Annotated in this window: 25 protein-coding genes; 19 read left to right on the top strand and 6 right to left on the bottom strand. The window is 70.9% G+C overall.

Annotation, left to right across the window (positions count from 1 at the left end; translation table 11 throughout):
• Positions 1-22: 22 nt before the first annotated feature.
• On the bottom strand, positions 23-1699 hold the full coding sequence (locus tag GEV28_RS04300) for a bifunctional 3'-5' exonuclease/DNA polymerase (protein ID WP_291408914.1): 1677 nt from the start codon (positions 1697-1699) through the stop codon (positions 23-25).
• Between the two features lie 140 nt (positions 1700-1839).
• Here GEV28_RS04300 and GEV28_RS04295 point away from each other — a divergent pair, with 140 nt between their 5' ends.
• The 8 genes from GEV28_RS04295 to GEV28_RS04260 all read left to right on the top strand — a co-directional run bounded on the left by GEV28_RS04295 (position 1840) and on the right by GEV28_RS04260 (position 10063).
• Entirely contained in the window at positions 1840-3426 is a 1587-nt protein-coding gene (locus GEV28_RS04295) for an acyl-CoA synthetase (protein WP_291408912.1), read from the top strand.
• A gap of 372 nt (positions 3427-3798) precedes the next feature.
• Positions 3799-4986: a S8 family peptidase gene (locus GEV28_RS04290; protein WP_291408796.1), complete on the top strand. Its 1188-nt coding sequence runs from the start codon at positions 3799-3801 to the stop codon at positions 4984-4986.
• 80 nt (positions 4987-5066) lie between these two features.
• The gene (locus GEV28_RS04285; RefSeq protein ID WP_291408794.1) at positions 5067-6287 is read left to right on the top strand and encodes an acyl-CoA dehydrogenase family protein; all 1221 of its coding nucleotides are present in this window, start codon (positions 5067-5069) and stop codon (positions 6285-6287) included.
• Positions 6284-7081 carry an SDR family oxidoreductase gene (locus GEV28_RS04280; RefSeq protein WP_291408792.1) on the top strand — a complete coding sequence of 266 codons (798 nt, stop codon included), beginning with the start codon at positions 6284-6286 and terminating at the stop codon, positions 7079-7081. Before GEV28_RS04285 ends, GEV28_RS04280 begins: the two co-directional genes overlap by 4 nt.
• Positions 7078-8133: a phosphotransferase family protein gene (locus GEV28_RS04275; RefSeq protein ID WP_291408790.1), complete on the top strand. Its 1056-nt coding sequence runs from the start codon at positions 7078-7080 to the stop codon at positions 8131-8133. Before GEV28_RS04280 ends, GEV28_RS04275 begins: the two co-directional genes overlap by 4 nt.
• Positions 8134-8150: 17 nt before the next feature.
• A complete protein-coding gene (locus GEV28_RS04270) occupies positions 8151-8816 on the top strand; it encodes a histidine phosphatase family protein (RefSeq protein ID WP_291408788.1) in 666 nt (221 codons plus the stop codon).
• A gap of 22 nt (positions 8817-8838) precedes the next feature.
• On the top strand, positions 8839-8985 hold the full coding sequence (locus tag GEV28_RS04265; protein ID WP_291408786.1) for a hypothetical protein: 147 nt from the start codon (positions 8839-8841) through the stop codon (positions 8983-8985).
• A gap of 94 nt (positions 8986-9079) precedes the next feature.
• Complete coding sequence (locus GEV28_RS04260; protein ID WP_291408784.1) at positions 9080-10063, top strand: SMP-30/gluconolactonase/LRE family protein; 984 nt, start codon at positions 9080-9082, stop codon at positions 10061-10063.
• Between the two features lie 70 nt (positions 10064-10133).
• Here the strand turns inward: GEV28_RS04260 and GEV28_RS04255 are convergent, their stop codons facing one another.
• Positions 10134-10643 carry a hypothetical protein gene (locus GEV28_RS04255; protein WP_291408782.1) on the bottom strand — a complete coding sequence of 170 codons (510 nt, stop codon included), beginning with the start codon at positions 10641-10643 and terminating at the stop codon, positions 10134-10136.
• A gap of 489 nt (positions 10644-11132) precedes the next feature.
• On the opposite strand from GEV28_RS04255, the gene GEV28_RS04250 reads away from it, so the two are divergent.
• From GEV28_RS04250 to GEV28_RS04230, 5 genes are all read left to right on the top strand, one after another.
• Positions 11133-12446, top strand: a complete 1314-nt coding sequence (locus GEV28_RS04250) for an ABC transporter substrate-binding protein (protein ID WP_291408780.1) — start codon at positions 11133-11135, stop codon at positions 12444-12446.
• A 76-nt stretch (positions 12447-12522) separates the two neighbouring features.
• Positions 12523-13512: a carbohydrate ABC transporter permease gene (locus GEV28_RS04245; RefSeq protein ID WP_291408778.1), complete on the top strand. Its 990-nt coding sequence runs from the start codon at positions 12523-12525 to the stop codon at positions 13510-13512.
• Positions 13509-14354: a carbohydrate ABC transporter permease gene (locus tag GEV28_RS04240; RefSeq protein ID WP_291408776.1), complete on the top strand. Its 846-nt coding sequence runs from the start codon at positions 13509-13511 to the stop codon at positions 14352-14354. Before GEV28_RS04245 ends, GEV28_RS04240 begins: the two co-directional genes overlap by 4 nt.
• Entirely contained in the window at positions 14351-16939 is a 2589-nt protein-coding gene (locus tag GEV28_RS04235) for a hypothetical protein (RefSeq protein WP_291408774.1), read from the top strand. The genes GEV28_RS04240 and GEV28_RS04235 overlap by 4 nt, the downstream gene beginning before the upstream one ends.
• A 58-nt stretch (positions 16940-16997) precedes the next feature.
• Positions 16998-18104, top strand: coding sequence for a hypothetical protein (locus GEV28_RS04230; RefSeq protein WP_291408772.1), 1107 nt, complete (start codon positions 16998-17000; stop codon positions 18102-18104).
• Positions 18105-18222: 118 nt separating this feature from the next.
• On the opposite strand, the gene GEV28_RS04225 is transcribed toward GEV28_RS04230, so the two are convergent.
• Complete coding sequence (locus GEV28_RS04225; RefSeq protein ID WP_291408770.1) at positions 18223-18486, bottom strand: hypothetical protein; 264 nt, start codon at positions 18484-18486, stop codon at positions 18223-18225.
• Between the two features lie 47 nt (positions 18487-18533).
• Here GEV28_RS04225 and GEV28_RS04220 point away from each other — a divergent pair, with 47 nt between their 5' ends.
• From GEV28_RS04220 to GEV28_RS04210, 3 genes are read left to right on the top strand one after another with little or no spacing between them, the layout of a single operon-like run.
• A complete protein-coding gene (locus GEV28_RS04220; RefSeq protein ID WP_291408768.1) occupies positions 18534-18665 on the top strand; it encodes a hypothetical protein in 132 nt (43 codons plus the stop codon).
• Complete coding sequence (locus GEV28_RS04215) at positions 18662-19198, top strand: DUF6879 family protein (RefSeq protein WP_291408766.1); 537 nt, start codon at positions 18662-18664, stop codon at positions 19196-19198. Before GEV28_RS04220 ends, GEV28_RS04215 begins: the two co-directional genes overlap by 4 nt.
• A gap of 15 nt (positions 19199-19213) precedes the next feature.
• Positions 19214-20059 (top strand): helix-turn-helix transcriptional regulator, encoded by an 846-nt coding sequence (locus GEV28_RS04210; RefSeq protein WP_291408763.1) that lies wholly within the window; start codon positions 19214-19216, stop codon positions 20057-20059.
• A gap of 124 nt (positions 20060-20183) precedes the next feature.
• On the opposite strand, the gene GEV28_RS04205 is transcribed toward GEV28_RS04210, so the two are convergent.
• From GEV28_RS04205 to GEV28_RS04195, 3 genes are read right to left on the bottom strand one after another with little or no spacing between them, the layout of a single operon-like run.
• Positions 20184-20969 (bottom strand): hypothetical protein, encoded by a 786-nt coding sequence (locus tag GEV28_RS04205; RefSeq protein WP_291408761.1) that lies wholly within the window; start codon positions 20967-20969, stop codon positions 20184-20186.
• A gap of 57 nt (positions 20970-21026) precedes the next feature.
• Positions 21027-21806 (bottom strand): ABC transporter permease, encoded by a 780-nt coding sequence (locus GEV28_RS04200; protein ID WP_291408759.1) that lies wholly within the window; start codon positions 21804-21806, stop codon positions 21027-21029.
• Complete coding sequence (locus tag GEV28_RS04195; RefSeq protein WP_291408757.1) at positions 21799-22761, bottom strand: ATP-binding cassette domain-containing protein; 963 nt, start codon at positions 22759-22761, stop codon at positions 21799-21801. The genes GEV28_RS04200 and GEV28_RS04195 overlap by 8 nt, the downstream gene beginning before the upstream one ends.
• A 142-nt stretch (positions 22762-22903) precedes the next feature.
• On the opposite strand from GEV28_RS04195, the gene GEV28_RS04190 reads away from it, so the two are divergent.
• Genes GEV28_RS04190 through GEV28_RS04180 form a run of 3 tightly spaced genes read left to right on the top strand, consistent with a single transcriptional unit; the run spans position 22904 to position 25001 of the window.
• Positions 22904-23650, top strand: coding sequence for a TetR/AcrR family transcriptional regulator (locus tag GEV28_RS04190; protein ID WP_291408755.1), 747 nt, complete (start codon positions 22904-22906; stop codon positions 23648-23650).
• Between the two features lie 57 nt (positions 23651-23707).
• Positions 23708-24367 carry a DUF998 domain-containing protein gene (locus GEV28_RS04185; protein ID WP_291408753.1) on the top strand — a complete coding sequence of 220 codons (660 nt, stop codon included), beginning with the start codon at positions 23708-23710 and terminating at the stop codon, positions 24365-24367.
• A 10-nt stretch (positions 24368-24377) separates the two neighbouring features.
• On the top strand, positions 24378-25001 hold the full coding sequence (locus GEV28_RS04180; protein WP_291408751.1) for a LysE family translocator: 624 nt from the start codon (positions 24378-24380) through the stop codon (positions 24999-25001).
• Positions 25002-25274 lie beyond the last annotated feature (273 nt).

Here is a 25274-nt window from a genome sequence, read left to right as displayed (position 1 = left end):
GGGTGGCCTTCGCGGGTTTGAGCTACTTCGCGTCGGCGTAGCAGTCGACCACGGCCGCCTGCAACGGGAAGCGCACCGGGGTGTCGGGGAAGACCAGGTGGCTCGCCTCGTCGGCAGACGCCGACACCTCGGTGGCGACCTCGGCCGCGATGGGTTCGGGGCAATGGACCAGGACCTCGTCGTGCTGGAAGAAGACCAGCTGGGCCTCCGTGCCGGCAAGGCGGCGGCGCAGCGTGGCCAGCACGGTGAGCGCCCAGTCCGCGGCGCTCGCCTGGACCACGAAGTTGCGGGTGAAGCGGCCCCAGTTGCGGGCCGCCTCGCGCGAGCGCTGTTCCGTACCGGGATCGGCCGACCCCATCAGCGCGCGCCAGGACTCGCTCGGCGGCGGGCTGGTGCGGCCCAGGCGCGAGCGCACCATCCGGCCCTCCTCGCCGGCGCGGGCCGCCTGCTCCACGTAGTCCACCGCCTGCGGGAAGCGCTTCCGCAGCTGCGCCAGCAACGGCCCGGCACCCCCGGCCGTGCCGCCGTACATCGCCGACAGCATGGCCCGCTTCGCGTGGTCGCGGTTGCCGTCGAAGGTGTCCGCGGCGATCGTGGTGTACAGGTCCGTGGCCGCCGAGACCTCCGCGAACCGGTTGTCCCCGGACAGCGCGCCGAGCACCCGGGGCTCCAGCTGGGAGGCGTCGGCCACCACGAGCTTCCAACCCGGGTCGGCGCGGACGGCCGTGCGCAGGGCACGCGGCAGCTGCAGCGCGGCCCCGCCCCGGGTGGCCCAGCGGCCGGACACCACACCGCCCACCACGTACTCCGGGCGGAACCGGCCGCCGTGCACCCAGGAATCCAGCCACGACCAGCCGTTGGCGACCCACAGGCGCGCGAGCTCCTTGTACCGCAGCAGCGGCTCCACCGCGGGATGGTCGACCTCCTTCAACACGTGCGCGCGGCTGGACGGCACGTCGATGCCCGCCCGGGCGAAGGCACGGACCACGCTGGCCGGGTTGTCCGGGTTGACCTGGCGCGACTCCGGTGCGCCGACGAGCCCGAACGCCCCGGTGATCTCCTCGGCCAGCCCGGCGAGCACCTTCGGGCGGGCGCCGGACGTGGGCCGTGGCCCCAACATCTCGGCGAGCAGTGCTAGGTGCACGTCCGTCCGCCACGGCAGGCCGTGGTGGCGCATCTCGGCGGCCGCCAGCGCACCGGCTGACTCGGCCGCGACCAGGAGCCGTAATCGCTCGGGCTGGGGCGTCTCGTCGATCTGCCGCTGCTGGTGGGTGTGCACCGCGACGGCCGCGTCCAGCGGATCGGCGCCGGCCGGCAGCGGCCCGCGGTCGGCCTCGAACAGCGCGGGCTGCTCGGTGCGCGACACCGGCGGCGGGTCGTCGGGCTCGGGCAGGTCGTGCATGCGGGCCCATGCGGCGGCGAGGTTGCGCGGCCGGCCGGGCAGGCCCGCGAACGCCAGCAGGATGCCCTCGGTGAGGTAGAGATCGTGACAGCGGGACAACCGCACGCCGGCCTCGAGCAGGTCGGGATACAGCGCCTCGGCCGACGGCAGCACCCAGCGCGGCGCGCGTGCGGCCTCGGTGGCCGCCATCCACCCAGCCAGGTCGTCGACCTTCTCGGGCGCGCCGGGGTCGGCACCGTCCGGGAGCACCCGCACCCGACCGGCGCCGTCGTCCTCCGGCACCACCACGACCTGCATGTCCAGCATTCTGCGCCCGGCCACCGACAGTTCCGCGGTGGACCGTTAGTTAACCAGCAAGTAGGTTCGGGTCGGGGCACGCGACAAGGAGGTCCGGCTTGTTGGCTCGGGTGAGGGAAGCCGCCGCGCAGGTGCCGACCATGGTGCGCGGTCTCGACGTGATCCGCCGGTCCGGCCTCGTGCCGCTGGCCCGCCCGGACCGGGCCCTGCGCGCGCTGTTCATCCTGCGCCAGCTCGGCCCGATCGCGGGCGCCGCGCAGGTCGCCGCCAACCGGGACCACCGGGCCATCGGCCTCGTCGACGACCTCGGCCCGCTCACCTACCACCAGCTCGACACCCGCTCCAACGCGCTCGCCAGAGCCTTCGCAGCCAAGGGCCTCACCGCCGACTCGGTCATCGCGCTGCTCGCGCGTGACCACCGCGGGGCGGTCGACACGATGGTCGCCGCCGGCAAGCTCGGCGCCAGGCTGCTGCTGCTGAACACCGGCTTCGCCAAGCCCCAGCTCATCGACGTCGCCAAGCGCGAGAAGGTCTCCGCGCTCGTCTACGACGAGGAGTTCACCGACCTCGTCGACGCGCTCGACGACGACCTGCCCCGCTTCCTCGCCTGGGTGCCGGAAGGCTCGAAGCCCGCGCACCCGACCCTGGACGAGCTGATCACCAGCAGCGACGACCGTCCGGTCGCCGTTCCTCGCGAGCCCGGCGGCCTGGTGCTGCTCACCAGCGGCACCACCGGCACCCCGAAGGGCGCGCCGCGCACGGTGAAGTCGCCACTGGCCGCCGCCCAGTTCCTCGACCGCATCCCGCTGCGGGTCGGCGAGTGCACGATGCTCGCCGCGCCGCTGTTCCACGGCACCGGCCTGTCCCAGTTCCTGCTGTCCTTCGCGCTCGGCTCGACGGTCGTGCTGCGCCGCAGGTTCGACCCCGAGCAGACGCTGGGCGCGGTCCAGGACAACCGGGCCACCGCGCTCGTGCTCGTGCCGACGATGCTGCGGCGCATCCTCGACCTGGGCCCGGAGGTGCTCGAGCGCTACGACACCTCGTCGCTGCGGATCGTCTTCTGCGCGGGCTCGTCGCTGCCGCCCGAGCTCGGCAACCGGGCCACCGAGGCGTTCGGCGAGGTCGTGCACAACCTGTACGGCTCCACCGAGGTCGCGGTCGCCACGGTCGCGACACCGCAGGACTGGCGCGAGGCACCGGGCACGGTCGGCCGCGCGCCGGTCGGGTGCCGGGTCGCGCTCTACGACGCCGACGGCAGGCGGGTCACCGCGCCGGGCGAGGTCGGCCGGGTCTTCGTCGGCAGCATCCTGTCCTTCGAGGGCTACACCGACGGGCGGCACAAGGACGTGATCGACGGCTTGCTCTCCACCGGCGACGTCGGCCACTTCGACGAGGACGGGCGGCTGTTCATCGACGGCCGGGACGACGACATGATCGTCTCGGGTGGGGAGAACGTGTTCCCCGGCGAGATCGAGAACCTGCTGCTCGAGCACGGCGGTGTGGTGGAGGCCGCGGTGGTCGGGGTGCCAGACGACGAGTTCGGCCAGCGGCTCAAGGCCTACCTCGTGCCCCGATCGGGCGCCACGCTCGACGCCGACGAGATCCGCGCGTATGTGCGGGCGAACCTGGCCCGGTTCAAGGTGCCGCGCGACGTGGTGTTCCTCGACGAGCTGCCACGCAACGCCACCGGAAAGCTATTGCGGGACAAACTGGCCGAATTGGGCTGACATCCGTATCACGTCGACGAATTCCGCGCAAGCTTCAATGGTCGGGAATTGGTGTCGATAATTGCTGATTTCGCGATGTGGGAGCATGGGTCGGCATGTTCGAGCCGGCGTGACCGGGTCCGCACTCAGCGTTGTTTCCGCTGGTAGAAGTGCCGCGAGCGACCTGTGTGGATGGTCGGCGGGCTGCGCCGAACGGCCCAGCGTGACTACGCCGTTCGGGCCCGTAGTGGCAAGTGGCAAGCATTGCTCGAATTTGTTTCCGGCTGTTGCATAACTGGTGGGCAGCGGCGTGTGGATATTCACGGGGCACTAATTGCTACGCCGCTGTGCACATTGGTCGGGGACAGAAAGGGTCAATTTGTCATGACGCGCATGAGTCGGGGCCGGCTGTTGGCCGGCGCGGGGTTCGCGGCAGCGGTGGCGGTCGTCACCGCGGTCGTCGCGATGCCCGCACAGGCGCAAGAAGGCCAGATCCGGCTGGCGGACACCGCGAACGCGGTGCCCGACAGCTACATCGTGGTGCTCAAGGACGGCGCCACGACCGCCAAGAGTGCGGTATCGGCGCAGGCGGACGGCCTCGCCACGCGGTACGGCGCCCAGGTGGGCCACAAGTACACGACCGCACTGCACGGCTTCTCGATCTCCGCCACGGAGGCGCAGGCCAAGCAACTCGCGGCCGACAGCTCGGTCGCCTACGTGCAGCAGAGCCAGAAGTTCCACGTGACGGACACCCAGCCCAACCCGCCGTCGTGGGGGCTGGACCGCATCGACCAGCGCGACCTGCCGCTGGACAGCTCCTACACCTACGCCGGCAAGGGCGACGGCGTGAACGTCTACGTCATCGACACCGGCGTCATGATGGACCACCCGACCTTCGAGGGCCGGGCGACCGGTGGCTACGACGCCATCGACGGCGACAACGACCCGCAGGACGGCTACGGCCACGGCACCCACGTGGCCGGCACCATCGCGGGCGCCGAGTACGGCGTCGCCAAGGGCGCGAACATCGTCGCGGTCCGCGTGCTCGACGACAGCGGCTCCGGCACGACCGAGCAGGTCGTGGCCGGCATCGACTGGGTCGCGCAGAACCACAGCGGCCCGTCGGTGGCCAACATGAGCCTGGGCGGCGGCGCGGACGACGTGCTGGACGAGGCCACCCGCGGCGCGATCTCCTCCGGCGTCACCTTCGCCATCGCGGCCGGCAACTCCTCCGCGGACGCGTCCGGCTTCTCGCCGGCCCGCGTCACCGAGGCGATCACCGTCGCGGCGTCGGACGACGCCGACGGCCAGGCCTACTTCTCCAACTTCGGCTCGGTCGTCGACATCTACGCCCCGGGCGTGGACATCACCTCGGCCTGGAACGACGGTGCCACCAACACGATCAGCGGCACGTCGATGGCGACGCCGCACGTGGCCGGTGCCGCCGCGCTGTTCCTGTCGGCCAACCCGACGGCCACCCCGGACGACGTGGCGGCGGGCCTGACCGCGGCCGCCACCCCGGACAAGGTCACCAACCCGAGCGCGGGCACGCCGAACCTGCTGCTCTACACGGGCGCGTGAGTTGACCAACGGCTGAAAACGCCGCTTCCTGGTGGTTCCACCGACCCGGAAGCGGCGTTTTCCGCCTATGGTGCTGAGCTGTGGACTTCTCGCACTCGGCCAAGGCGGCCGACTACCTGCGGCGTGTCAGCGACTTCATCCGTGCGGAGATCGAGCCGGTCGAGGCCGACTACCACCGCACCCTGCGGGCCAGCAAGGACCCGTGGGTCGTCCTCCCCGTGGTCGACGAGCTCAAGGCCAAGGCTCGCGGGCAGGGGCTGTGGAACCTCTTCCTGCCGTCGGAGGCACATGGCGGCGCCGGGCTGTCCAACGCCGAGTACGCGCCGCTCGCCGAGCAGATGGGCCGCTCGGCACTCGCGCCGGAGATCTTCAACTGCAACGCGCCGGACACCGGCAACGCCGAGGTGCTGGTGCAGTACGGCAGCGAGGAGCAGCAGAAGCGGTGGCTCGCGCGGTTGCTGCGCGGGGAGATCCGCTCCGCCTTCTGCATGACCGAGCCGGGGGTCGCCTCCTCCGACGCCACCAACATGGCCGCCACCGCGACCGTCGACGGCGACGAGATCGTCCTGAACGGCCGGAAGTGGTGGAGCTCCGGCGTCGGCCACCCCAACTGCGGCTTCGTGATCTTCATGGGGCTCACCGACCCGGAGGCACAGCGCCACCAGCGGCACTCGATGGTCCTGGTCCCGCTCGACACGGACGGCGTCAAGGTGGAGCGGATGCTGTCGGTGTTCGGCCACCACGACGAGCCCTACGGCCACGGCGAGGTCACCTTCACCGACGTGCGGCTGCCGCTGTCCGCGGTGATCGCCGGGCCGGGCCGCGGCTTCGAGATCGCCCAGGGCCGGCTCGGGCCGGGGCGCATCCACCACTGCATGCGCCTGATCGGCCTCGCCGAGCGGGCGCTGGAGCTGGCCTGCGCGCGGTCGACCGAGCGGGTCGCGTTCGGCAAGCCGCTCGCCAACCTCGGCGGCAACCGGGAGCGGATCGCCAAGGCACGCATCGCCATCAACCAGGCGCGGCTGCTCGTCCTGCACACCGCGTGGCTCCTGGACACCGAGGGCCTTGCCGGCGCGCGCAGCGAGGTGTCGCAGATCAAGGTCGCGGTGCCGGCCATGGCCCTCGATGTGATCGACATGGCCATCCAGCTGCACGGCGGCGCCGGCGTGTCCGAGGACTTCCCGCTGGCCGCCGCCTACGCGGGTGCCCGGTCGCTGCGGCTCGCAGACGGTCCCGACGAGGTGCATCTCAACCTCGTGGCCCGCTTCGAGCTCGCCCCCTACGTCCAGGAGTCCAGGTGAGGGTGCTCGTCACCGGCGCGGGGTCCGGGCTGGGCAAGGCGATCGCGACGCGCTACGCGGGCGGCGGCGCCCAGGTGTTGGTGTCCGATGTGGACGCGGGCGCCGCGGAGGCGGTCGCCAAGGAGCTGGGCCAGGTTCCGCTCACTCTCGACGTCACCACCGACGAGGGCTGGCAGGCCGCGCTCGACAGGTGCCGGGAGGACTGGGGCGGGCTCGACGTGCTCGTCAACAACGCCGGCGTGGGCGCGGGCGGGCGGTTCGAGCGGATCAGCATCGAGGACTGGGACTGGATCTGGGAGATCAACCTCAAGGGCGTGGTGCGCGGCTGCCGCACGTTCGTGCCGCTGTTCAAGGAGCAGCACGCCGGGCACATCGTGAACGTCGCCTCGCTCGCCGGGATCATGAACCTGCCCGCGATGAGCTCCTACAACGTCACCAAGGCGGGGGTGATCTCGCTGTCCGAGACGCTGCGCTACGAGCTCGAGCCCTACGGCGTGCTCACCACGGTGGTCTGCCCGGCGTACTTCCGCACCAACCTCGGCGACCGGCTGCGCAGCCCCGACCCCGGGCTCGCGGTGCTGATGGACAAGCTGATGCGCTCGTCGAAGGTCACCGCGGAGGACGTCGCCAAGCAGGTGGTCGATGCGGTGGCCCGCAAGCGTTTCCTGGTGCTGACCCACCCGGACGGACGGCGCTCCGCGCGGATGAAGCGGCTCCAGCCCCGGCTCGTCGACGGCCAGGTGCGCACGTACTGGTCACGACTTCGGTCCAGCTTGGAACGGGAGGGTTCATGACGACCCTGCGGGACCAGCCGGGGGAGCTGCGCGCGGAGGACGCGTTCGACACCGACGCGGTCCTCGCGTGGCTCAGGTCCTCGATGGACGGAGTGGGCGAGCTGCGCGAGGTGCGGCAGTATCCCGGCGGCGCGTCGAACCTCACCTACCTGCTGCGCTTCGCGGACCGCGAGCTGATCCTGCGCCGCCCGCCGGCCGGGCAGAAGGCCAAGTCCGCGCACGACATGCGGCGCGAGTTCCGCGTGCAGCGGCAGCTGCGGCCGGTCTACCCGTACGTGCCGAACGTGCTGGCACTGTGCACCGACCCGTCGGTGCTCGGCTCGGACTTCTACGTGATGGAGCGGATCGAGGGCATCATCCTGCGTGGCGACCTGCCCGACGGCATCTCACTGTCCGAAACGGACGCGCGCGCGCTCGCGCTGCGGGTGTTCGACCGGCTGATCGAGCTGCACCAGGTCGACGCCGAGGCCGCGGGCCTCGCCGACCTCGGCAAGGGCGCGGGCTACGTCGAGCGGCAGGTGGCCGGCTGGACCGACCGCTACCGCAAGGCCCGTACCCCGGACGTGCCGGACGCCGAGGAGGTCATGGCGTGGCTGGCTGCCAACCAGCCAGGCGACGTGCAGATCTGCGTGATACACAACGACTTCCGCTTCGACAACGTCGTGCTGGACGCGCCGGGCACGCTCGAGGTCACCGGCGTGCTCGACTGGGAGATGGCCACGCTCGGCGACCCGCTGATGGACCTCGCCGGCAGCGTCGCGTACTGGATCCAGGCCGACGACGACGAGGTGGCGCAGCTGCTGCGCCGGCAGCCGTCGCACCTGCCGGGCATGCCGACCAGGCGCGAGCTCGTCGACCACTACTGCGAGCGGATGGGCCTGTCCGCGGACAACTGGACGTTCTACGAGGTGTTCGGCCAGTTCCGGCTCGCGGTGATCATGCAGCAGATCTACTACCGGTTCCAAAAAGGACAGACGCACAACCCGGCGTTCCAGCACTTCGGCCGGTTCATCGAGTACCTCGACGCCCGCTGCCGCACGGCGATGGCGTGACGTGAGGGCCGGCTGACATGGGCGCGGTCTACCTGCTGCGGCACGGCCAGGCCTCGTTCGGCACCGCCGACTACGACGTGCTCTCGCCCACCGGCGAGCTCCAGTCGAAGGTTCTCGGCGACGAGCTGCGCCGCCGCGAGGTGCCGGTGCACGCGGTGTGGGCCGGGACGCTGCGCCGCCAGCTCGCCACCGCCGCGGCGTGCCTGCCCGCGGCCGGGCTCGACCTGCCGGTGCGCCAGGACCCGCGGTGGAACGAGTACGACCACCTCGGGCTCGTGCCGCAGGGTCAGGCGGCGGACCCGTCGGACCGGGCCGCCTCGGCCCGGCGGTTCCAGGAGCTGCTGGACGAGGCGCTGCGGGGGTGGCTCGAGGGCGGTTCGACCGCCGGGGTCAGCGGCACCTGGGCGGAGTTCGCCGGCGGCACGGTGGCCGCGGTCGACGAGGTGTTCGACGACCTGCCGCGGGGTGGGAGCGCGCTGGTGTTCACCTCGGCCGGGGTGATCAGCGCGGTGTGCGCGCGGCTGCTGAACACGCCGCCGTCGGGCTACCTGGCGCTCAACCGGACGATGGCCAACGCCGGCATCACCAAGCTCGTGCGCGGCCGGTCCGGGGTGAGCCTGCTGTCGTTCAACGAGCTCGGCCATTTCGAGGGCGACCGCCGCGAACTGCTCAGCTACCGGTGACCGGACAGGTAGGGTGCGGCCGGTGCGGTCCCCGCGGACCGAGGACCCGGTGCGGACAGGCGAGTACCCGGTGCTCGGCCGGCTCGGTCACGGTGTTTCCGGGGTTTTCCGGGTGTTCCCGGTCGGGCACGAGCGGCGCGGGGCCCGCGCGCCTCCGCGAGACGCGTGAGCTGCGGGCCGCACTCGGCCGGTACGGCCGGGCCGTCTGCGACCCGAGCCCGTGAACCTCGGCACGCGCGGCCGAATCCTGGTAGGCAGTGGGTATGCGTCGTCCCCGAATCGAGCCGGTCGTGTGGCAGCCGCCCAAGGTGGCGGGCAGACCCACCAAGGGCACGCTGCCGCCGCTGACCGTGGTGCAGGTCAACGGGTTCGGCACCGAGGACGTCCTCGTCGACAAGGGCAACGTGTTCACCGGCGTCGACGACGGGCGGATCCTGCGGCTCACCCAGGACGGGCGGCGGCTCGACACCATCGCCGACACCGGCGGGCGGCCGTTGGGCATCGAGGCCTACCCCGACGGGCGGCTGCTCGTGTGCGACTCGGACCGTGGCCTGCTGCTGGTCGAGCGGGTCAGCGGCGACCTCGAGGTGCTCGTCGAGAGCGGGCCTGACCTGCGGGTCTGCAACAACGCCGCGGTCGCCGCGGACGGCACCGTCTACTTCACCGACTCCACCAGCCGCTTCGACCTGCGGTACTGGAAGGCCGACCTGCTCGAGCACCGCGGCACCGGCAGGCTGCTGCGCCGCGACCCGGACGGCTCGGTCGAGACCCTGCTCGAGGGCCTGCACTTCGCCAACGGCGTCGCGCTCGCCACCGACGAGTCGGCCGTGGTCGTGGCGCAGACCGGCCTGTACCAGCTGGACAAGGTCCACCTGACCGGTGACCGGCAAGGCCGGCGCGAGGTGCTCGTCGCCGGGCTGCCCGGCTTCCCGGACAACATCGCCACCGGCTCCGACGGCCTCATCTGGATCGCCATGGCGAGCCCGCGGGTGCTCGCGCTCGACATCTCCAGCCGGCTGCACCCGGCTTTGCGCAAGGCCGTCTGGGCGCTGCCCGACGCGTTGCAGCCCAAGGAGAAGCGGGTGGTCTGGGCCCGCGCGGTCGACTTCGCGACGGGCGAGACGGTGCACGACTTCCACGGCACGAGCCCCGACTTCCACATGGTCACGGGTGTGCGCGAGGTGGCCGGCACGGTCTACCTGGGCAGCCTCGACGAGCGCGCCATCGCCCGCTTCGACATGCCCTGAACGACGCGTACGGGACGTTCAACGTCCCGTGCGCGTCGTTCAGGGCATCGGACCGCGCCGCACGTGACGGCTAGGCCAGCTCCTGCCAGGCCGCGTCGACCAGGTCGGCCACTGCGGGGGCGTCCTGGAGCAGGTCGCCGCTCACGTGGCTGACCTGGACCGTCAGGTCGTCGTCGGTGCGCAGGCAGGTCGTCACGTAGCTCTGGCTCGGGTCGTTGCGGATCAGGCAGGACACCTCGTCGAACTCGCGGAGCTCCTCGGTCGGGCGCTCCATGCCGAGGTCCTTCGGGTCGGAGTAGGGCACGTACGGCGGCGACGGGACCGGCGCCCGCGCGACCTCCAGCATGAACGTGTTCTCGGCCTCCTGGTCGGTGTAGGACTGAACGAACGCGCCCGCGCCGTCGTGAGCCGCGGCGAGTCGCTCCGAGCTGCGCCGGTCCCAGTCCTCGCGGCGCCCGGCGATCTCCCGGCCGTTGTCGTTGTCGGCGAAAACGTCGGCGTTGCCGTACTTCACGTAATCGGAAAGCCGGTCCGGCGCGGAAATCGGCGAGGACGATGCACCATCGTTGCCGAATAGCAACCAAGCGCCACCTACCAGCACGCCACCGACGACCAAACCCACGATTCCGGCGATTGAGCGCGGTCCCACGCCTGTTCGGCGGTGCCGGAACCGGTGGCGGAAAGCCACGAGGGGGTGTCGGAATGAGGTCGGGGTTGTTGCCTGTGGGCTGTTCGGTGGCCACCAGGCCTCCCTTCGGTCGGATGCGGTCGGGTCGGGCTTGACGTCAAGGCTCGGGCTGGTCCAGACTCGTCCGCCATTAACCGATCAAGTGGCAGATTGTGCCGTCGGTTAGGCAGTCGCATCGAATGCTGGGTCCGATGTGGACCGGCGTAGGGAGTCGAGGATGACTCAACGGTGGACCCGCGCGGGGGCGGAAGTTCGCCCGGCCGTGGCCCGATCCGTGGTGTCCTCATGCGCCCATTCAGGTAGCCCTTGACTGTGCACTTGTTCCACGTGGCAGGAAATAGCAAGGTGCGGTGCAGTCACGGATCGACAGGAGTAACAGAAATGAGTGCTGGAGCAAGGGCGCGCACTGCCGCCTTGCTTGCCGTAGCGGCCGTTGTACTGGCCGGGTGCGGTGACGACGGCGGGAGCGGCGACACCGGCGGCGGTGGTGGCGGGGCCGCGCCGGCGCTGGAGGGTCGCGGACCGATCACGTTCGCGACCGGCAAGGACACGTCGGGCAACATGCAGAAGCTGATCGACCAGTGGAACACCGAGCACCCCGACGAGAAGGTGACGATCACCGAGCTGCCGGAGGCCGCTGACGAGCAGCGGAACCGCATGATCCAGAACGCCCAGGTCGAGTCCGACGAGTTCAGCGTGCTGAACCTCGACGTCATCTGGACCGCCGAGTTCGCCGCGAACCGGTGGGTCGTCGAGCTGCCGCAGGACGAGTTCAAGCTGGACGATTTCCTGCAGCCGGCCGTGGACACGGCGTTGTACCGCGACAAGCTGTACGCGGTGCCGATCTACTCCGACGGCGGCATGCTGTTCTACCGCAAGGACCTCCTGACCAAGGCGGGCGTCGCCGAGCCGCCCAAGACCTGGGGCGAGATGAAGGCGGCCTGCGACAAGGTCAAGGCCCTTCCCGAGGCCAAGAGCATGGGCTGCTACGCGGGCCAGTTCGACAAGTACGAGGGCCTCACGGTGAACTTCTCCGAGGCCGTGCAGTCCGCGGGCGGCACCATCGTCGACGACAGCGGCAAGCCGACGGTGAACTCGCCGGAGGCCAAGGAGGGTCTCGACTTCCTGGTGAACGGCCTGGACTCGGGTGAGTTCCCGCAGGCCGCGATCACCTACAAGGAGGAGGAGGGCCGCCGCGCGTTCCAGGACGGCCAGCTGATCTTCCACCGCCAGTGGCCCTACCAGTGGGCGCTGGCCAACGCCACCGACGGCTCGTCGACGGTGGCCGGCAAGTTCGACGTGGCCCCGCTGCCCGGCAAGGACGGCCCTGGGGTGTCCACGCTGGGCGGGCACAACTTCGCCATCTCGGCGTTCGCCCCGAACAAGGCGACCGCGCTGGACTTCATCAAGTTCTTCTCGAGCGAGGAGGCGCAGAAGTCCAACCTGGTCGCCACCTCGCAGGCGCCGACCCTGTCGGCGCTGTACGACGAGGCGGACCTGAAGGAGAAGTTCCCGTACCTGCCGACGCTGAAGGCATCGATCGACAACGCGATGCCGCGGCCGAAGGTCGTCAAGTACGGCGACGTCACGGCGGCCATGCAGGAGGCCGCGTACGGCGCGATGACCGGTGTGAAGCCGGTCGATCAGGCGCTGTCGGACCTCCAGACCAAGCTCGAAGAGCTGACCGCGGAATAACGGCGAGGTGTTCGGCCGGGCGGCGCGAAACGCCGCCCGGCCGGACCTCCCCCCGACCACATAACGGGAGATCGTCGTGACCGCGCCTGCCCTAGCGCCCGCCGCCGGCGGGAACGCAACCACCAGCCCACAGCGCCACGGGCGCCTCGCCCTGGGGCTGCTCTCGCCCACCTTCGTCGTGCTGGCGCTGGTGATCGTCTACCCACTCGTATCCGCCATCCGCGAGTCGCTCTACCGCAAGGAGGGGGGCCTCGACGAGAGCGGGTTCGTCGTCGAGGGCGACAAGTTCGTCGGCATCGACAACTACTCGGCGGTGTTCTCAGGCGAGGTCGCCGACCGGTTCTGGAACGCCTTCTTCAACACCACGTTCTTCACCGTGGTCGGGGTGGCGATCGAGGTCGTGCTCGGCGTGGCGATGGCGCTGGTGATGCACCACGCGCTGCGCGGAAGAGGCATGGTGCGCGCCAGCATCCTGGTGCCGTGGGCGGTGCCGACCGCGATGTCCGCGCTGCTGTGGCAGTGGATCTTCCAGGCGGACGGCATCGCGAACGAGATTCTGAACACCCAGATCCTCTGGACCACCGACGGCTTCCAGGCCAAGATCGCGGTGCTGATCGCGGACACCTGGAAGACCGCGCCGTTCGTCGGGCTACTCGTGCTGGCCGGTCTGCAGATGATCCCCAACGACGTCTACGAGGCGGCCAGGGTGGACGGTGCCAGCACCTGGCGCACGTTCTGGCGGATCACGCTGCCGCTGGTGAAGCCGGCCCTGCTGGTCGCGATGCTGTTCCGGGTCATGGACGTGCTGCGCATCTTCGACCTGCCCTACGTCCTCATCGGACCACGCAAGCAGTCGGTGGAGACCCTGTCCATGTTGGCCTTCGAGGACGCGAACCAGGTGCGCTACGGGCCTGCCGCGGCCTACGCGACGATCCTGTTCCTCTACGTCGCGATCGTCGCCTACACGTTCGTCAAGATCCTCGGCGCTGACCTCATCGGCGAGGCGAGAGTGCGGGACAAGGACGCCAAGAAGCGCAGGGCCAAGGCACAGGCGGTGGAGGCGTGAGCACGAACGGAAACGCGCCCGCCGGCCGGCGCTGGCTGCTGAACCTCGGCATCCTGGTCATCGTCCTCTACTGTCTCGCGCCCTTCTACTGGATGGTGGTGTCGGCGTTCCGCCGGCCCAACGACCAGGGTGAGAACTCCTTCTTCCCGAGCCCGCTCTCGACGGAGAACTTCGAGGCCGTGTTCGGGCCGGACGTCGGCTTCTGGCGGTCGCTGCTCAACAGCGTCGTGGTGGCCGGCGTGACCACCGTCGCCACCCTGATCATCGGCACCTTCGCGGCGTACACGCTGGCCCGGCTGAACTTCCGGTTCAAGAACGTCGCCGCGGGGATCATCATCGCGACCTCGATGTTCCCCGGCATCTCGCTGGTCGTGCCGCTGCTCAAGCTGTTCACCGAGATCGGCTGGATCGACACCTACCAGGCGATGATCGTGCCCAGCCTCTCGTTCGCGCTGCCGCTCGCGGTGTGGACGCTCGCCACCTTCTTCCGGCAGATGCCGAAGGAGCTGGAGGAGGCGGCCATGGTGGACGGGCTGACCCGCGGCCAGGCGTTCCGCCGGGTGATCCTCCCGCTGGCCGCGCCGGGCATGTTCACCACCGCGATCATCACGTTCATCGCGGCCTGGAACGAGTTCATCTTCGCCCTGTCCATGGTCAACGACAAGGAGATGAAGACCGCGACGGTCGCGATCTCGCAGTTCACCGGTATCTCCGGGTTCGACAGTCCGTTCGGGACCAAGATGGCGGCCGGTGTGATCGTGACCGTGCCGCTGGTCATCGTGGTCCTGATCTTCCAGCGCCGGATCATCGCCGGCCTGACTGCTGGAGGCGTGAAGTCATGAGGAGCAAAGCCGTCTTAGTCCTGGCCGCGCTGGCCACCACCGCGCTGAACGTCCCGGTCGCCGCGGCGGCGCCGGCAGGAGGCGCGGACTCCTTCGCGGGAGGTGCGCTGGCCGGCCGAAGACTGGTGGAGCTGTCGGAGACCACGCGCCTGGCCGACCGCCGGGCACTGGTCACCGGTGACCGGGCGATCGCCATGGGCGACGAGACCGGGTTGTTCCCGGCCTCCGGCTGGCACATCCGGGGTGAGATGGGCGGCATCTGGACGCCGCCGGTGAAGCTGCTCGACGGCATCTGGTTCGCCGTCGACGACTCCTGGCTCGGCGCGGACGTGGCCGCCACCCGCTACACCGCGGGCTGGGGCTACCACCGGTTCGACTACGCCGACCAGGACGGCCTGCGGGTCGACCGGATCGACTTCGCGCCGGACGGCGTGCGGGCCAACGTCATCGGCGTCACCCTGCGCAGCGACTCGCGGCGCACCGTGCGGCTCGGGATGGACGCGCACTCCGAGCTGATGCCGAACTACCCGTGGGGCTGGACGACACCCAGCGCGGCCGACGTGAACCTGCCGGACACCGGCGGCTACGCGAACGGCACGCTGACCTTCCGCGAGCAGGGCACCTCGCCCGGCACCGGCGCGCACGACTACGCCGCGGTGGTCGGCTCCTCGGCCCGGCCGAGCGGCCACGAGCTCGGCCCGGACCACCGCGGTCCGCAGGACCCGGCCGTGGTCTGCCCGGCAGAGGGCACCGCTCCCGCGCACTGCGACGACTCTGCCTTCGGCAAGGGCACCGGCGGCCGGCTGAACTACGACGTGTCGCTCAAGCCCGGCCGGTCGACCACCCTGTGGTTCACCGTGGCCGGCTCGGACCAGGGCCCGGTCGCGGCGCGGGCCGAGTTCGCCAAGGCGACGAAGAACCCGGTCGGCCTGCTGCGGTCCAAGGTGGACGGGCGGCTGGCGACGGCTGGGCACACGAAGGTCGACCTGCCGGGCGACCGGCTGCTGCAGCAGAGCGTCGAGTGGAGCAAGCAGAACCTCGCCGACTCCGTGCAGGAGTCGCACGGCCTGCGGCTGCGGGACGTCGACGAGGGCCGGGCCTACCCGGCGCCCGCCGGCACCCTGGCCGAGGCCCGCTGGTTCGGCGCCGGTTTCCCGGACTATCCCTGGATGTTCGGCACCGACGGCGAGTACACGGCGTTCGCCGCGGTGGCCGCGGGCCAGTTCGAGCCGATCAAGGCGCACCTGCGCGGGCTGCGTGACGTCAGCGAGATCGTCAACGCGGGCAGCGGGAAGCTCGTGCACGAGGTCGTGCACACCGGCGATGTCTACTTCGGAGCCAACGACGACGCGGGCAACACCGACGAGACGGTGAAGTTCCCGAGCGCCGTGGCGCTGGTGTGGCGCTGGACCGGCGACGACCGGTTCCGCGACGACCTGTACGACTTCACCGTCCGCAACCTGCGGTACGTGGACGAGAACCTGGACGCGGACGGCGACGGCTGGCTCGAGGGCCTCGGCAACGTCGAGCGGCCCGGCATGGGTGAGGAGAAGCTGGACAGTACCGCGTACTTCGTGCGTGGCCTGCTCGACCTCGCGGACATGGCGGCCAGCAAGGGTGACGGCGCCACGGAGACGTGGGCCCGGGACCGGGCGGCCGACATCCAGTCGGAGTTCGAGGCGACGTGGTGGGCAGGCGGTGACGCCAACGCCTATGCCGAGTCGATCGACGACCCGACCGACCCGGCCAACGACAACGCCCCGGTCTTCCAGCGGCACTGGACCGGTGTGACCCCGATGGAGATCGAGCTGCCCGGCGGCGCCCCACTCGCCTCGCCGGACCACGGGACCACGGCGTTGGCCCAGCGGGAGAAGGACTGCTACACCGGTGAGTTCGGGCTCTACCACACCGGAAGCGGCCCGACCTCGGCGCCGGAGGGCAACCCCGGCCCGTCCTGCGACAGCGTGGTGTCCACGGTGAAGAGCGAGCGCGCGACGTTCACGCTGAACACCGGTGTGATGGCGGTGGCCGAGGGCAACTTCGGCCGGCTCGGTCCACAGCGGACCTACACCACCGGCAACGCCAGGGTCCAGCTGGACCCGAGCGTGTGGGAGACACCGGGCGCGATGCCGGAGATCGTGCCGTCGCCGGACAACGTGGCCAACATCGAGCGGCCGTTCTACGACCGGTCGATGTCGCTGCAGGCCTGGGGCGCCTACGGGATCCTGTGGCCGGTGGTGCACCAGCACCTCGGCGTGTCGCCGGATCTCGGCAACGGCCGGCTCTCGGTGGTCCCGCAGCTGCCCGACGGGCAGACCCGGATCAGCGGGTCGGACATCCAGGTCGGCAAGGGCTCGGTGGACGTCGAGGTGAAGCTGCACGGCACCAAGCTCCGCACCGATGTGTCGCTGCACCGGGTTCGCGCGGACCTGACCGTGGGCGCGGTCCTGCCGGCGGGCGCGGAACCGACCCGGGTGACCTTCGACGGCCGGGCGGTCGACTACGACGTCGTGCGGACCACGCGCGGCACGGAGGTCCGGGCGGACGTGGCCAAGGACGGTGCACTGGAGGTGTCCTTCCGCTAACGCCCAGGCGAACCAGCACGCCACGAAGCCGGCCGGGTGAGACCATCGGGCCGGCTTCGTGCTGTCGTCGGAGGTGGTCGTGGTGCGCAGGGTCGTGCTCGTCGTCGCTGGTCTGGTGCTCGCCGGTTGCTCGCCCACGGTGGGTGGCGCCGGGATGCCGCTGCCCGGCCACCCGGTCGACGTGGAGTCGCTGCGGGTCACCGGCACCCAGCCGGTCGCGGCGGAAGGCGCGATGCGGCTCTCGCCCGACGGCACCCGGCTGCTGCACCTCGGCGACATGTGCGTCACGGCGCTGGACGGTTCCCAGCGCAAGTGCGTCGACCGCGACAAGGCGCACCCGGACATCCAGCGGGCCGAGTGGTCCCCGGACGGCAAGCACCTGGTGTTCACCGACGACTTCTGGCGGCTGCTGCTGGAGCCGGACGTGTGGGTGTTCGACATCGAGTCCGGCGAGCTGCGCAACCTCACCGACGACGGCGTGGACAAGTACGACCTGTTCGAGCCGGACCCGGACGCGAAGGTCGACGTCCTGCCGTCCTGGTCCCCGGACGGCGGCACGATCCGCTTCGCCCGCGGTGGTGCCGCGAAGGATGACCGGATGCACCTGATGACCGTGGCCGCGGACGGCGGCGACGTGCACATCCTGCGCGAGGTCGACTGCGCGACCCCGCAGCTGGTGGCGCTGGCATGGACGACCGGCCGGGTGGCGTGGGCGTGCGGCAACCAGGGCCCGGAGGTGATGGCGGCGAGCATCACCGGCGGTGACCCCGACACGCTGATGGCCGGCAAGGAGGGCGAGGACCGGATGCTGCTCTCGTTCTCGCCGGACGGCGAGTCGCTCCTGGTCGACTCGATGGCCTCGTACAGCGCGTACGACCAGACAGGCGGCGGAATGGCCAGGGTGGTCCCGGCCGGCGGCGGCGACCCGGTCCGGGTGGCCGACGGCAAGGTCGGCTACCCGACCTGGGCTCCGGACGGCGACGCCATCGCGTACGTGGAGATGCCCGGCAAGCTGAAGGTCGTCGCCGAACCGGGCGGCGAGCCGAGGGAGCTGCGCAGCGCCGACCGCTTCGCCGCGTCTGACGGCATGCGGCTGAGCTGGGCCCCGGGAAAGATCCTTGTCTACGAGGACGGGGACACGACGTTCCTGACCCTGGAGGAGTAGCACCTGGCAGTACCAGATGTGGCCAGGTCGACCGGTCACGTCCGGGGCCGTAATGCCCTGGCTCGACGTGTTCGGGCCGGTCCGTCCGGTTACGTCCATCGTCGTAGCAGCAGCCGAACTATCGAGCGCCCGAGTCCCCGACGTCGTCCAAGACGGTCAAGACCTGCCGGCGGCACGCCTTGACCGCACCGCCGAGGGCGTCGGCGAGCGCCGACCAGTCCTCCGGTTCGCGCGCCATGACGCGCCGGTAGTGCTCGACGATCGCGCGGGCCAGCGCGCCCAGCTCGACGACCAGGTCGACCTGCTCGGGGGTCGGCGCGGTGCTGTCCACGCGCTCGACGTAATGCGCGACCGAGCGCAGCAGGTCATCAGGCGGGAACATCGCGAACTCCCAGGGCGAGACAGTCAGCTCTGAGCAACATATGAACAGTGATAGCAACGGTCACGCAACGGTGCGTCGGCGCGTTCGCACAGCTCGGTCGCTCACCGACCTGCCTCGGCGACGGGACCGTCGTCGAGATTCCCGCCGCCCTGCTGCGGTTCGCGGACCCCATCGAGTGACGACGACGTGGAACAGGGTCGAGCCCGACCAGGTCGACGCGCTGCTCGACGCCGCGAGGGGCGCGATGTGGCGGTGGGAGTGCCGAGGCGACTACTCCACCATCGACGCGACCCTGTTGAGCCGCTGGCGCGACGGCCTTGGACGTGACCCCGAGGACGACCGTCCCTGGGTGGAGTACGTCCAGGGACTGCGTCGGCGAGGCGTTCGGTTCGGACGCGCTCGGCTGCTGACCGAGCCCCTCACCGAGTACCTGCGCATGCAGCTCGACTTCACCCACATGAACGTCGAGGCCGGCGCGGACGTCCGCTGGGTCACCCCGTCGGACGCGGCCGACGTGGGCATGCCGACCTACGACTACTACCTCGTGGACGACAATGTTGTTGCCGTCCTCGACTTCGACGCCGCCGGCCGGTTCGTCGGTGCCCGCGTGAGCGTCGCACCGGAGGTGGTCAACCGTCACGTCGCGTGGCGTGATCTGATCTGGCCACGCGCGGTACCGCACCAGCGGTACCTCCTGACCTACCAGAAATAGCACGCGGAAGGCCCCTTGACCGATCTGGACCAGCGGCGGATCGCACTCGCCGACGAACTGGCCGTCATGCTGCGCGCCGCCGGCATGTCCGGCCGCCAGCTCGCGCAGGCGGCGAGGTGGCAGCCCAGCAAGGTGTCGCGGATCCTCACCGGCAAGCAGGGCATCACGGACGCCGACATCGTCACGTGGTGCGACCTCACCGGCACGGCGGCAGTCGAGGCTGATCGACTGCGCGGCGTCCTACGGTCGATTCGAGCCGACGAGGCACGCTGGTCCCGTCAGGCCGCCGCGGGTCACCGTGCCGTCCAGGAGGACATGGCGTCCCTGGAGCAGCGTGCCAGCTCGATCCGTCAGTTCGACCTCGTCCTCGTCCCTGGACTCCTACAGACGGCCGAGTACGCCGCCGCCGTGTTCCGGTCGCTCGCCGACGTCCGCAACACCCCGCACGACACCGATCAGGCGGTGCACGTCCGCATGCTGCGCCAGTCCGTGCTCTACGACTCCACGAAGACGATCGAGCTGCTCACCTCGGAGTTCGCGCTACGGCACCCGATCGGCGACCGGGCAGTCATGGCCGCGCAGCTCGATCGGTTGATCGCGCTGGACGGTCTCCGGTCGGTGCGCCTCGGCATCGTCCCGATGAACACGGTACTGCCCGTCCCGGCGCTGCACGGCTTCTGCGTCCTCGACGACGACCAGGTACTCGTCGAGACGCTGCACAACGACGCGTCTACCGGTGACCCGACCGACGTCGCGCTCTACGGCCGCATCGCGGACGCGCTCTGGTCGGTCGCCGCGACCGGTGCGGAGGCACGGCACATCATCCAACGGGCCGCGCAGGACCTCCGCGCGCTGAGCTGATCTGCGCACGCAGATGGCTCCCAACCGGACGTCCCGGCCGGGAGCCATCGTCGCTTACCAGCAGACCGTGCCGCCGGCCTCCTCGAATCGACGGCGTGCGGCCGCGTCGTATCCGGCGCACGGGTCAGCGAACCGGCACGGCGCCGTCGGGGACCAGCTCGGCGTCGACATCGAAGGTCGCCAGGTAGTACTCGGCCGCGTCGCAGTTCGTGCCCTCGCCACCGGTCAGGTCCGCGGTGATCCGCCCGTCGCCCAGCAGGAGCACCGCGGCCGTGTCCGCGCAGCCCGCCAGGACGAACGCGAAGCCGCGGCTGCCCGCCGGCACCGGCCGGTCCAGCGCCGGACCGGGATCGGCGCCCGCGGCGGCGAGGCGGTCGCGAAGGGCGGCGGTGTCGCCGAGCTCGGCCGCGGCCGGGTCGAGCCGGACCGTGCCGAGCGGCACGAAGTCGGTCAGCCGGCCAGGACCGGCGGCGTCGGCGGGCAGGTCCCCGCCGATCGTGCGGACGCCGCGCACCTGCCGGGCCGGCACGGCGAGGTAGGCGACCGGGCCGACCGCCCGCACGCACTCCTCGTGGTCGGCGCCGCCGACGAACCGCACCTGGAGATCGGTACCGGTCCGCCACACCTGCACCGTCTCGGGTGCCCGGCAGCCGGTCGAGTCGGTGGCCGCCAGGTAGGTGGTGTCCGGCTCCGCGGTGACCTCAGGAGCCTCGGCGTCCGGGTCGGCACCGCCGTACCAGCTCAGGAACGCCCCGAGATGGATCGGAGCGTCGCTGAGCGCCGCCACCCGCCGTGGCGCCCAGCCACCCGGGTCGAACGACAGCACCTCGGCCGAGAGCTGTTCAGCTCTCGGCCGAGGTTGGCCCGATGTTCCGCCGCCGCACCCCGCGAGCAGGGCGAAGAGGGCCATGACGAGCCACATCCGTCTCATGTCGCGTGGACGTGGCCCGAGCCGGGTCGGTTCCCGTCAGGAGATCCGCCTGCGGAACAGGAAGCCCGAGGCCGCCACCGCGACCACCAGGATCCCGCCGCACCACGCGGCGGCCAGCCAGGCGGAGTCGCCGATCGGCGTCCCCAGCAGCAAACCCCGCATCGACTCGATCACCGGCGTGAACGGCTGGTGCTCGGCGAACCCGTGGATCCACGACGGCATCGTGTCGATCGGCACGAACGCGCTGCTCGGGTAGGGCATGAACATCACGAAGAACGTGAACCCGCCGGCCGCCTCGGCCGACCGGGTGATCAGCCCGACCGCCGCGGACACCCACGAGAACGCGAGCACGAACAGCAGCAGGACCCCGACCGCGGCCAGGTAGTCGAGCGGGTCGGCCTGCGGCCGGAACCCGATGAGGAACGCCACCGCCAGCACCAGCACCGTGGACAGCAGGTTGCGGCTGATGCTCGCCACCACGTGCCCGGCCAGCACGGCGGCGCCGCCGATGTCCATGGACCGGAAGCGGTCCATGATGCCGCCGTTCATGTCCTGGGTGACGGCGACCGCGGTGAGCGAGGAGCCGAACCCCGCGCACAGCAGGATCACGCCGGGCACCACATAGGTCACGTACTCGGTGCCGGTCTCGATGGCGCCGCCGAACAGGTACACGAACAGCAGCATCAGCATGACCGGCAGGAACAGCGCGGTGAACAACGCGTCCATGTTGCGGAGGGACAGCCGGAGTGAGCGGGCCATCATGACGCGCGCGTCGCCGCCGAACGAGGCGGGGCGGGCGAGAACGAGCTCAGACATCGGCGGTCTCCTTCGCGGGCTCGGTCGGGTGCCCGGTCAGGGCGAGGAAGACGTCGTCGAGGGTGGCGCTGTGCACGGTGAACCGCGCGACCGTGCGGCGGTGCGGGTCGAGCTCGTCGAGCAGCGCGCGCACGTGGCCGGCGCTCCCGTCGGTGGCCACGGACACCGCGAGCCGGTCGTCGACCGGCTGGACGGCTCGCGGTCCGAGCGCGCGCACCAGCTCGCCGAACGCGGGCCGGTCGGCCGCGGTCAGGTCCAGCCGGTGCCCGGCCACCTGCGCCTTGAGCTCCGCGGAGGTGCCTTCGGCGACGATCTTGCCGCCGTCGACCACGGCGACCCGGTCGGCGAGCCTGTCGGCCTCCTCCAGGTACTGGGTGGTCAGGAAGATCGTGACGCCGGCGCGGGTGAGGTCGGTGACCACCTCCCACACCGCCTGCCGGCTGCGTGGGTCCAGGCCGGTGGTCGGCTCGTCCAGGAAGATCACCGCGGGTCGCACGATGAGGCTCGCGGCCAGGTCGAGCCGCCGGCGCATGCCGCCGGAGTAGGTGCTGACCCTGCGGTCGGCGGCGTCGGTCAGGTCGAACTGCTCGAGCAGCTCGTTCGCCCTGGCCCGCGCCCGCGCCTTGGGCAGCCGGCACAGCCGCGACATCATCCGCAGGTTCTCCGCCCCGGTCTGCAGCTCGTCGATCGCGGTGTCCTGGCCGGTCAGGCTGATGCTGCGGCGGACGTGCGCGCGCTGCTCGACGATGTCGAACCCGGCCACGCGGGCCGTGCCGGCGTCCGGGCGCAGCAGCGTGGACAGGATGCGCACCATGGTGGTCTTGCCGGCGCCGTTGGGGCCGAGCAGCGAGAACACGCTGCCACGTTGCACCCGGATGTCGACGCCGAGAAGCACCCGCACCTCGCCGTAGGATTTCTCGAGGCCAGTAGCCTCGATGGCTGGCTCGTCGGGCATGGGGATTCCCTCTCCTCAGGATGTTCGGGGGACCAGCTCGTGAACCACAGCGCGCACTGCGTATGACGTAAACTTTAATGCGTAAGGCGTAAACAGTGCATCGGGGTTTTTCCCTGATGCCGGCTCGGGGTAGGAACCAGGGATGAGTGAGAGCGGCACCGGCCTCCCGGCCAGCTTCGAGCTGGCCTGGGGCGTGCGGGCGCGGCCGACCAAGGGGCCGAAGGCGGCCCTGAGCCTCGAGCGGGTCGTGGCCGCAGGGGTCACGGTCGCCGCCGCCGAGGGGATCGGCGCGGTGTCGATGAGCCGGGTCGCGAAGGAGCTCGGCACGTCGGCGATGGCGCTCTACCGGTACGTCTCGGCCAAGGACGAGCTGCTCGCGCTGATGGTCGACGCCGCGCTCGGCCCGATGCCGCAGGTCGCGGGCGACGACGGCTGGCGTCCCGGGTTGGAGCGGTGGTCGTGGGCCGAGCTCGCCGCGTACCGCCGGCACCTGTGGGTGCTCCAGGTGCCGATCAGCGGGCCGCCGGTCACGCCCAACACGATCACGTTCCTCGAGCAGGGGCTGCGCTGCCTGGCGGGCACCCCGCTGCATCCGGGCGAGAAGATGTCGGTGATCCTGACCCTCACCAGCTACACCCGCAGCTGGGCGATGCTGAGCGCGCAGATCGACGCGGCACTGTCCTCCGGTGACCCGACGGCCATCGGGATCCTCGCCAACTACGGCAAGATCCTCGGCGCGCTCACCGACCCCGCGGAGTTCCCGGCGCTGCGCGAGGTGCTCGACGCCGAGGTGTTCGAGCCGGCGGAGGAGCTGCCCGACGAGGACTTCGTGTTCGGGCTCGCGCGGCTGCTGGACGGGATCGCGGTGCTGATCGACGGCCGCGGCTGACTTCGTCCGGTTTGTCTTCTTACCTTTCTCTCACCTTCGCTCGTTAATGTCGAACGCATGTCCTCGGGAAGAGCGGTGGCGCTGGCGAGCCTCGGCTCGCTGGTCGCCGGGGTGGTGCTGATGCTGGCGCTGCACGTGCTGCCGCCGACCAACGAGATCAGCCCGGTCCGGCGCACGCTCAGCCAGTACGCGCTGGGGCCGAACAAGTGGATCTTCGACGTGGCCGTGCTGCTCGTGGCCATCGGCTCGGTGCTGGCCTTCGGCGTCCTGGTAAGGCAGGGGGTCATCCGCCCGCTCTCCGGCTGCACCGCGCTGGGTGCACTGTGGACACTGAGCCTGCTGGTGATCGTCTGGTTCACCAAGACGGACTGGACGGTCGGGCCGAGCATGGGCGGGACGATCCACCGCTACGCCAGCGTGGTCGGGTTCGTCTCGCTGCCGCTCGCGGTGATCGTCGTCGCGCGGCGTGCGTTCCCGACGTCGGTGGGCTGGCGGCTCGCCGCGCAGGGGTTCGGGCTCGCGTCGCTCGGCTCGTTCGGGCTGATCCTCATCGGCGTCGTGCGGATGGCCGGCGGTGGCGGGCCGTGGTGGCTGTTCGTGCCGCTGGGCCTGGTGGAGCGGGCGATCACGGTCACCGCGGTCGCCGCGATCACCGTCGTCGTGCTCGGCGTGCTGGTGCGGGCAAAATCGGACGACGTGGTGGCGGTGCCCGCCTAGTCTCTCCATCGTGATGTCGACGAGCCACGTCCTCGCGTTCGCCGCCCTGTCGTTGGTCCTGATCGTGATCCCGGGGCCGAGCGTGCTGTTCACCATCGGTCGCGCGCTGACCGTCGGGCGCCGCGAGGCGCTGCTCACCGTCGTGGGCAACGCGACGGGCGCGTACTTGCAGGTGGTGGCCGTGGCGTTCGGCGTCGGGGTGATCGTGGAGCGGTCGGCCGCAGCGTTCACGGCGATCAAGCTGGCCGGCGCCGCGTACCTGGTCTACCTGGGCGTGCAGGCGATCCGGCACCGCCGCAAGGTCACCGAGGCGCTCGTCGAGTCGGCTCCGCGCATCGGCCCGGCCCGCGCGTTGCGTGCCGGTGTCGTGGTGGGCGTCACCAACCCGAAGACGATCGTGTTCCTGGTGGTCGTGCTGCCGCAGTTCACCGACGGCTCGCTGCAGATGCTGGTGCTGGGCACGCTGTTCCCGGTGATCGCCGTGCTGTGCGACAGCGTGTGGGCCTTCGTCGCGGGGACGGCCAGGACGTGGTTCGCGCGCTCCCCGCGCCGCCTGCGGATGATCGGCGGCACCGGCGGCCTGATGATGATCGGCCTCGGCGCGAGCCTCGCCCTGACCAACCGCAAGGACTGACGCTAGTGTCCCCCGCCGGGAGTCTGTTGCTTGAGTCGGCGAGTCCAGGTTTCTGCTGGCAAGGCGCCGGTTCGTCCTCGTACCGGTGCTGTTACTTGTCGGGCTCGGTGGCGTAGCGCCAGTTTGGGCGGTCCGGCAACGCCGCCAGCAGGAAGCTGGGCCGGCGAATCAGGTGACGAACTTCCGGCGGGGGACACTAGTCCCGGGCCGGGAGCTGGGCCCACGCCGAGGTGGCCAGGTCCCGGCCGATCGCGCAGGCGTCCTTGCCGGTCG

This window comes from Actinophytocola sp., from assembly GCF_009379765.1.
GTDB lineage: Bacteria > Actinomycetota > Actinomycetes > Mycobacteriales > Pseudonocardiaceae > Actinophytocola.
The sequence above is the reverse complement of the archived record's forward strand: the minus strand, read 5'-3'. Positions and strand labels throughout refer to the sequence as shown.

Coding starts and splice junctions, on each gene's coding strand:
- GEV28_RS04300 (WP_291408914.1), bottom strand. CDS start 1,699: ATGCAGGTCGTGGTGGTGCCGGAGGACGACGGCGCCGGTCGGGTGCGG.
- GEV28_RS04295 (WP_291408912.1), top strand. CDS start 1,840: ATGGTGCGCGGTCTCGACGTGATCCGCCGGTCCGGCCTCGTGCCGCTG.
- GEV28_RS04290 (WP_291408796.1), top strand. CDS start 3,799: ATGAGTCGGGGCCGGCTGTTGGCCGGCGCGGGGTTCGCGGCAGCGGTG.
- GEV28_RS04275 (WP_291408790.1), top strand. CDS start 7,078: ATGACGACCCTGCGGGACCAGCCGGGGGAGCTGCGCGCGGAGGACGCG.
- GEV28_RS04270 (WP_291408788.1), top strand. CDS start 8,151: ATGGGCGCGGTCTACCTGCTGCGGCACGGCCAGGCCTCGTTCGGCACC.
- GEV28_RS04260 (WP_291408784.1), top strand. CDS start 9,080: ATGCGTCGTCCCCGAATCGAGCCGGTCGTGTGGCAGCCGCCCAAGGTG.
- GEV28_RS04250 (WP_291408780.1), top strand. CDS start 11,133: ATGAGTGCTGGAGCAAGGGCGCGCACTGCCGCCTTGCTTGCCGTAGCG.
- GEV28_RS04235 (WP_291408774.1), top strand. CDS start 14,351: ATGAGGAGCAAAGCCGTCTTAGTCCTGGCCGCGCTGGCCACCACCGCG.
- GEV28_RS04225 (WP_291408770.1), bottom strand. CDS start 18,486: ATGTTCCCGCCTGATGACCTGCTGCGCTCGGTCGCGCATTACGTCGAG.
- GEV28_RS04205 (WP_291408761.1), bottom strand. CDS start 20,969: ATGGCCCTCTTCGCCCTGCTCGCGGGGTGCGGCGGCGGAACATCGGGC.
- GEV28_RS04200 (WP_291408759.1), bottom strand. CDS start 21,806: ATGTCTGAGCTCGTTCTCGCCCGCCCCGCCTCGTTCGGCGGCGACGCG.
- GEV28_RS04195 (WP_291408757.1), bottom strand. CDS start 22,761: ATGCCCGACGAGCCAGCCATCGAGGCTACTGGCCTCGAGAAATCCTAC.
- GEV28_RS04190 (WP_291408755.1), top strand. CDS start 22,904: ATGAGTGAGAGCGGCACCGGCCTCCCGGCCAGCTTCGAGCTGGCCTGG.
- GEV28_RS04185 (WP_291408753.1), top strand. CDS start 23,708: ATGTCCTCGGGAAGAGCGGTGGCGCTGGCGAGCCTCGGCTCGCTGGTC.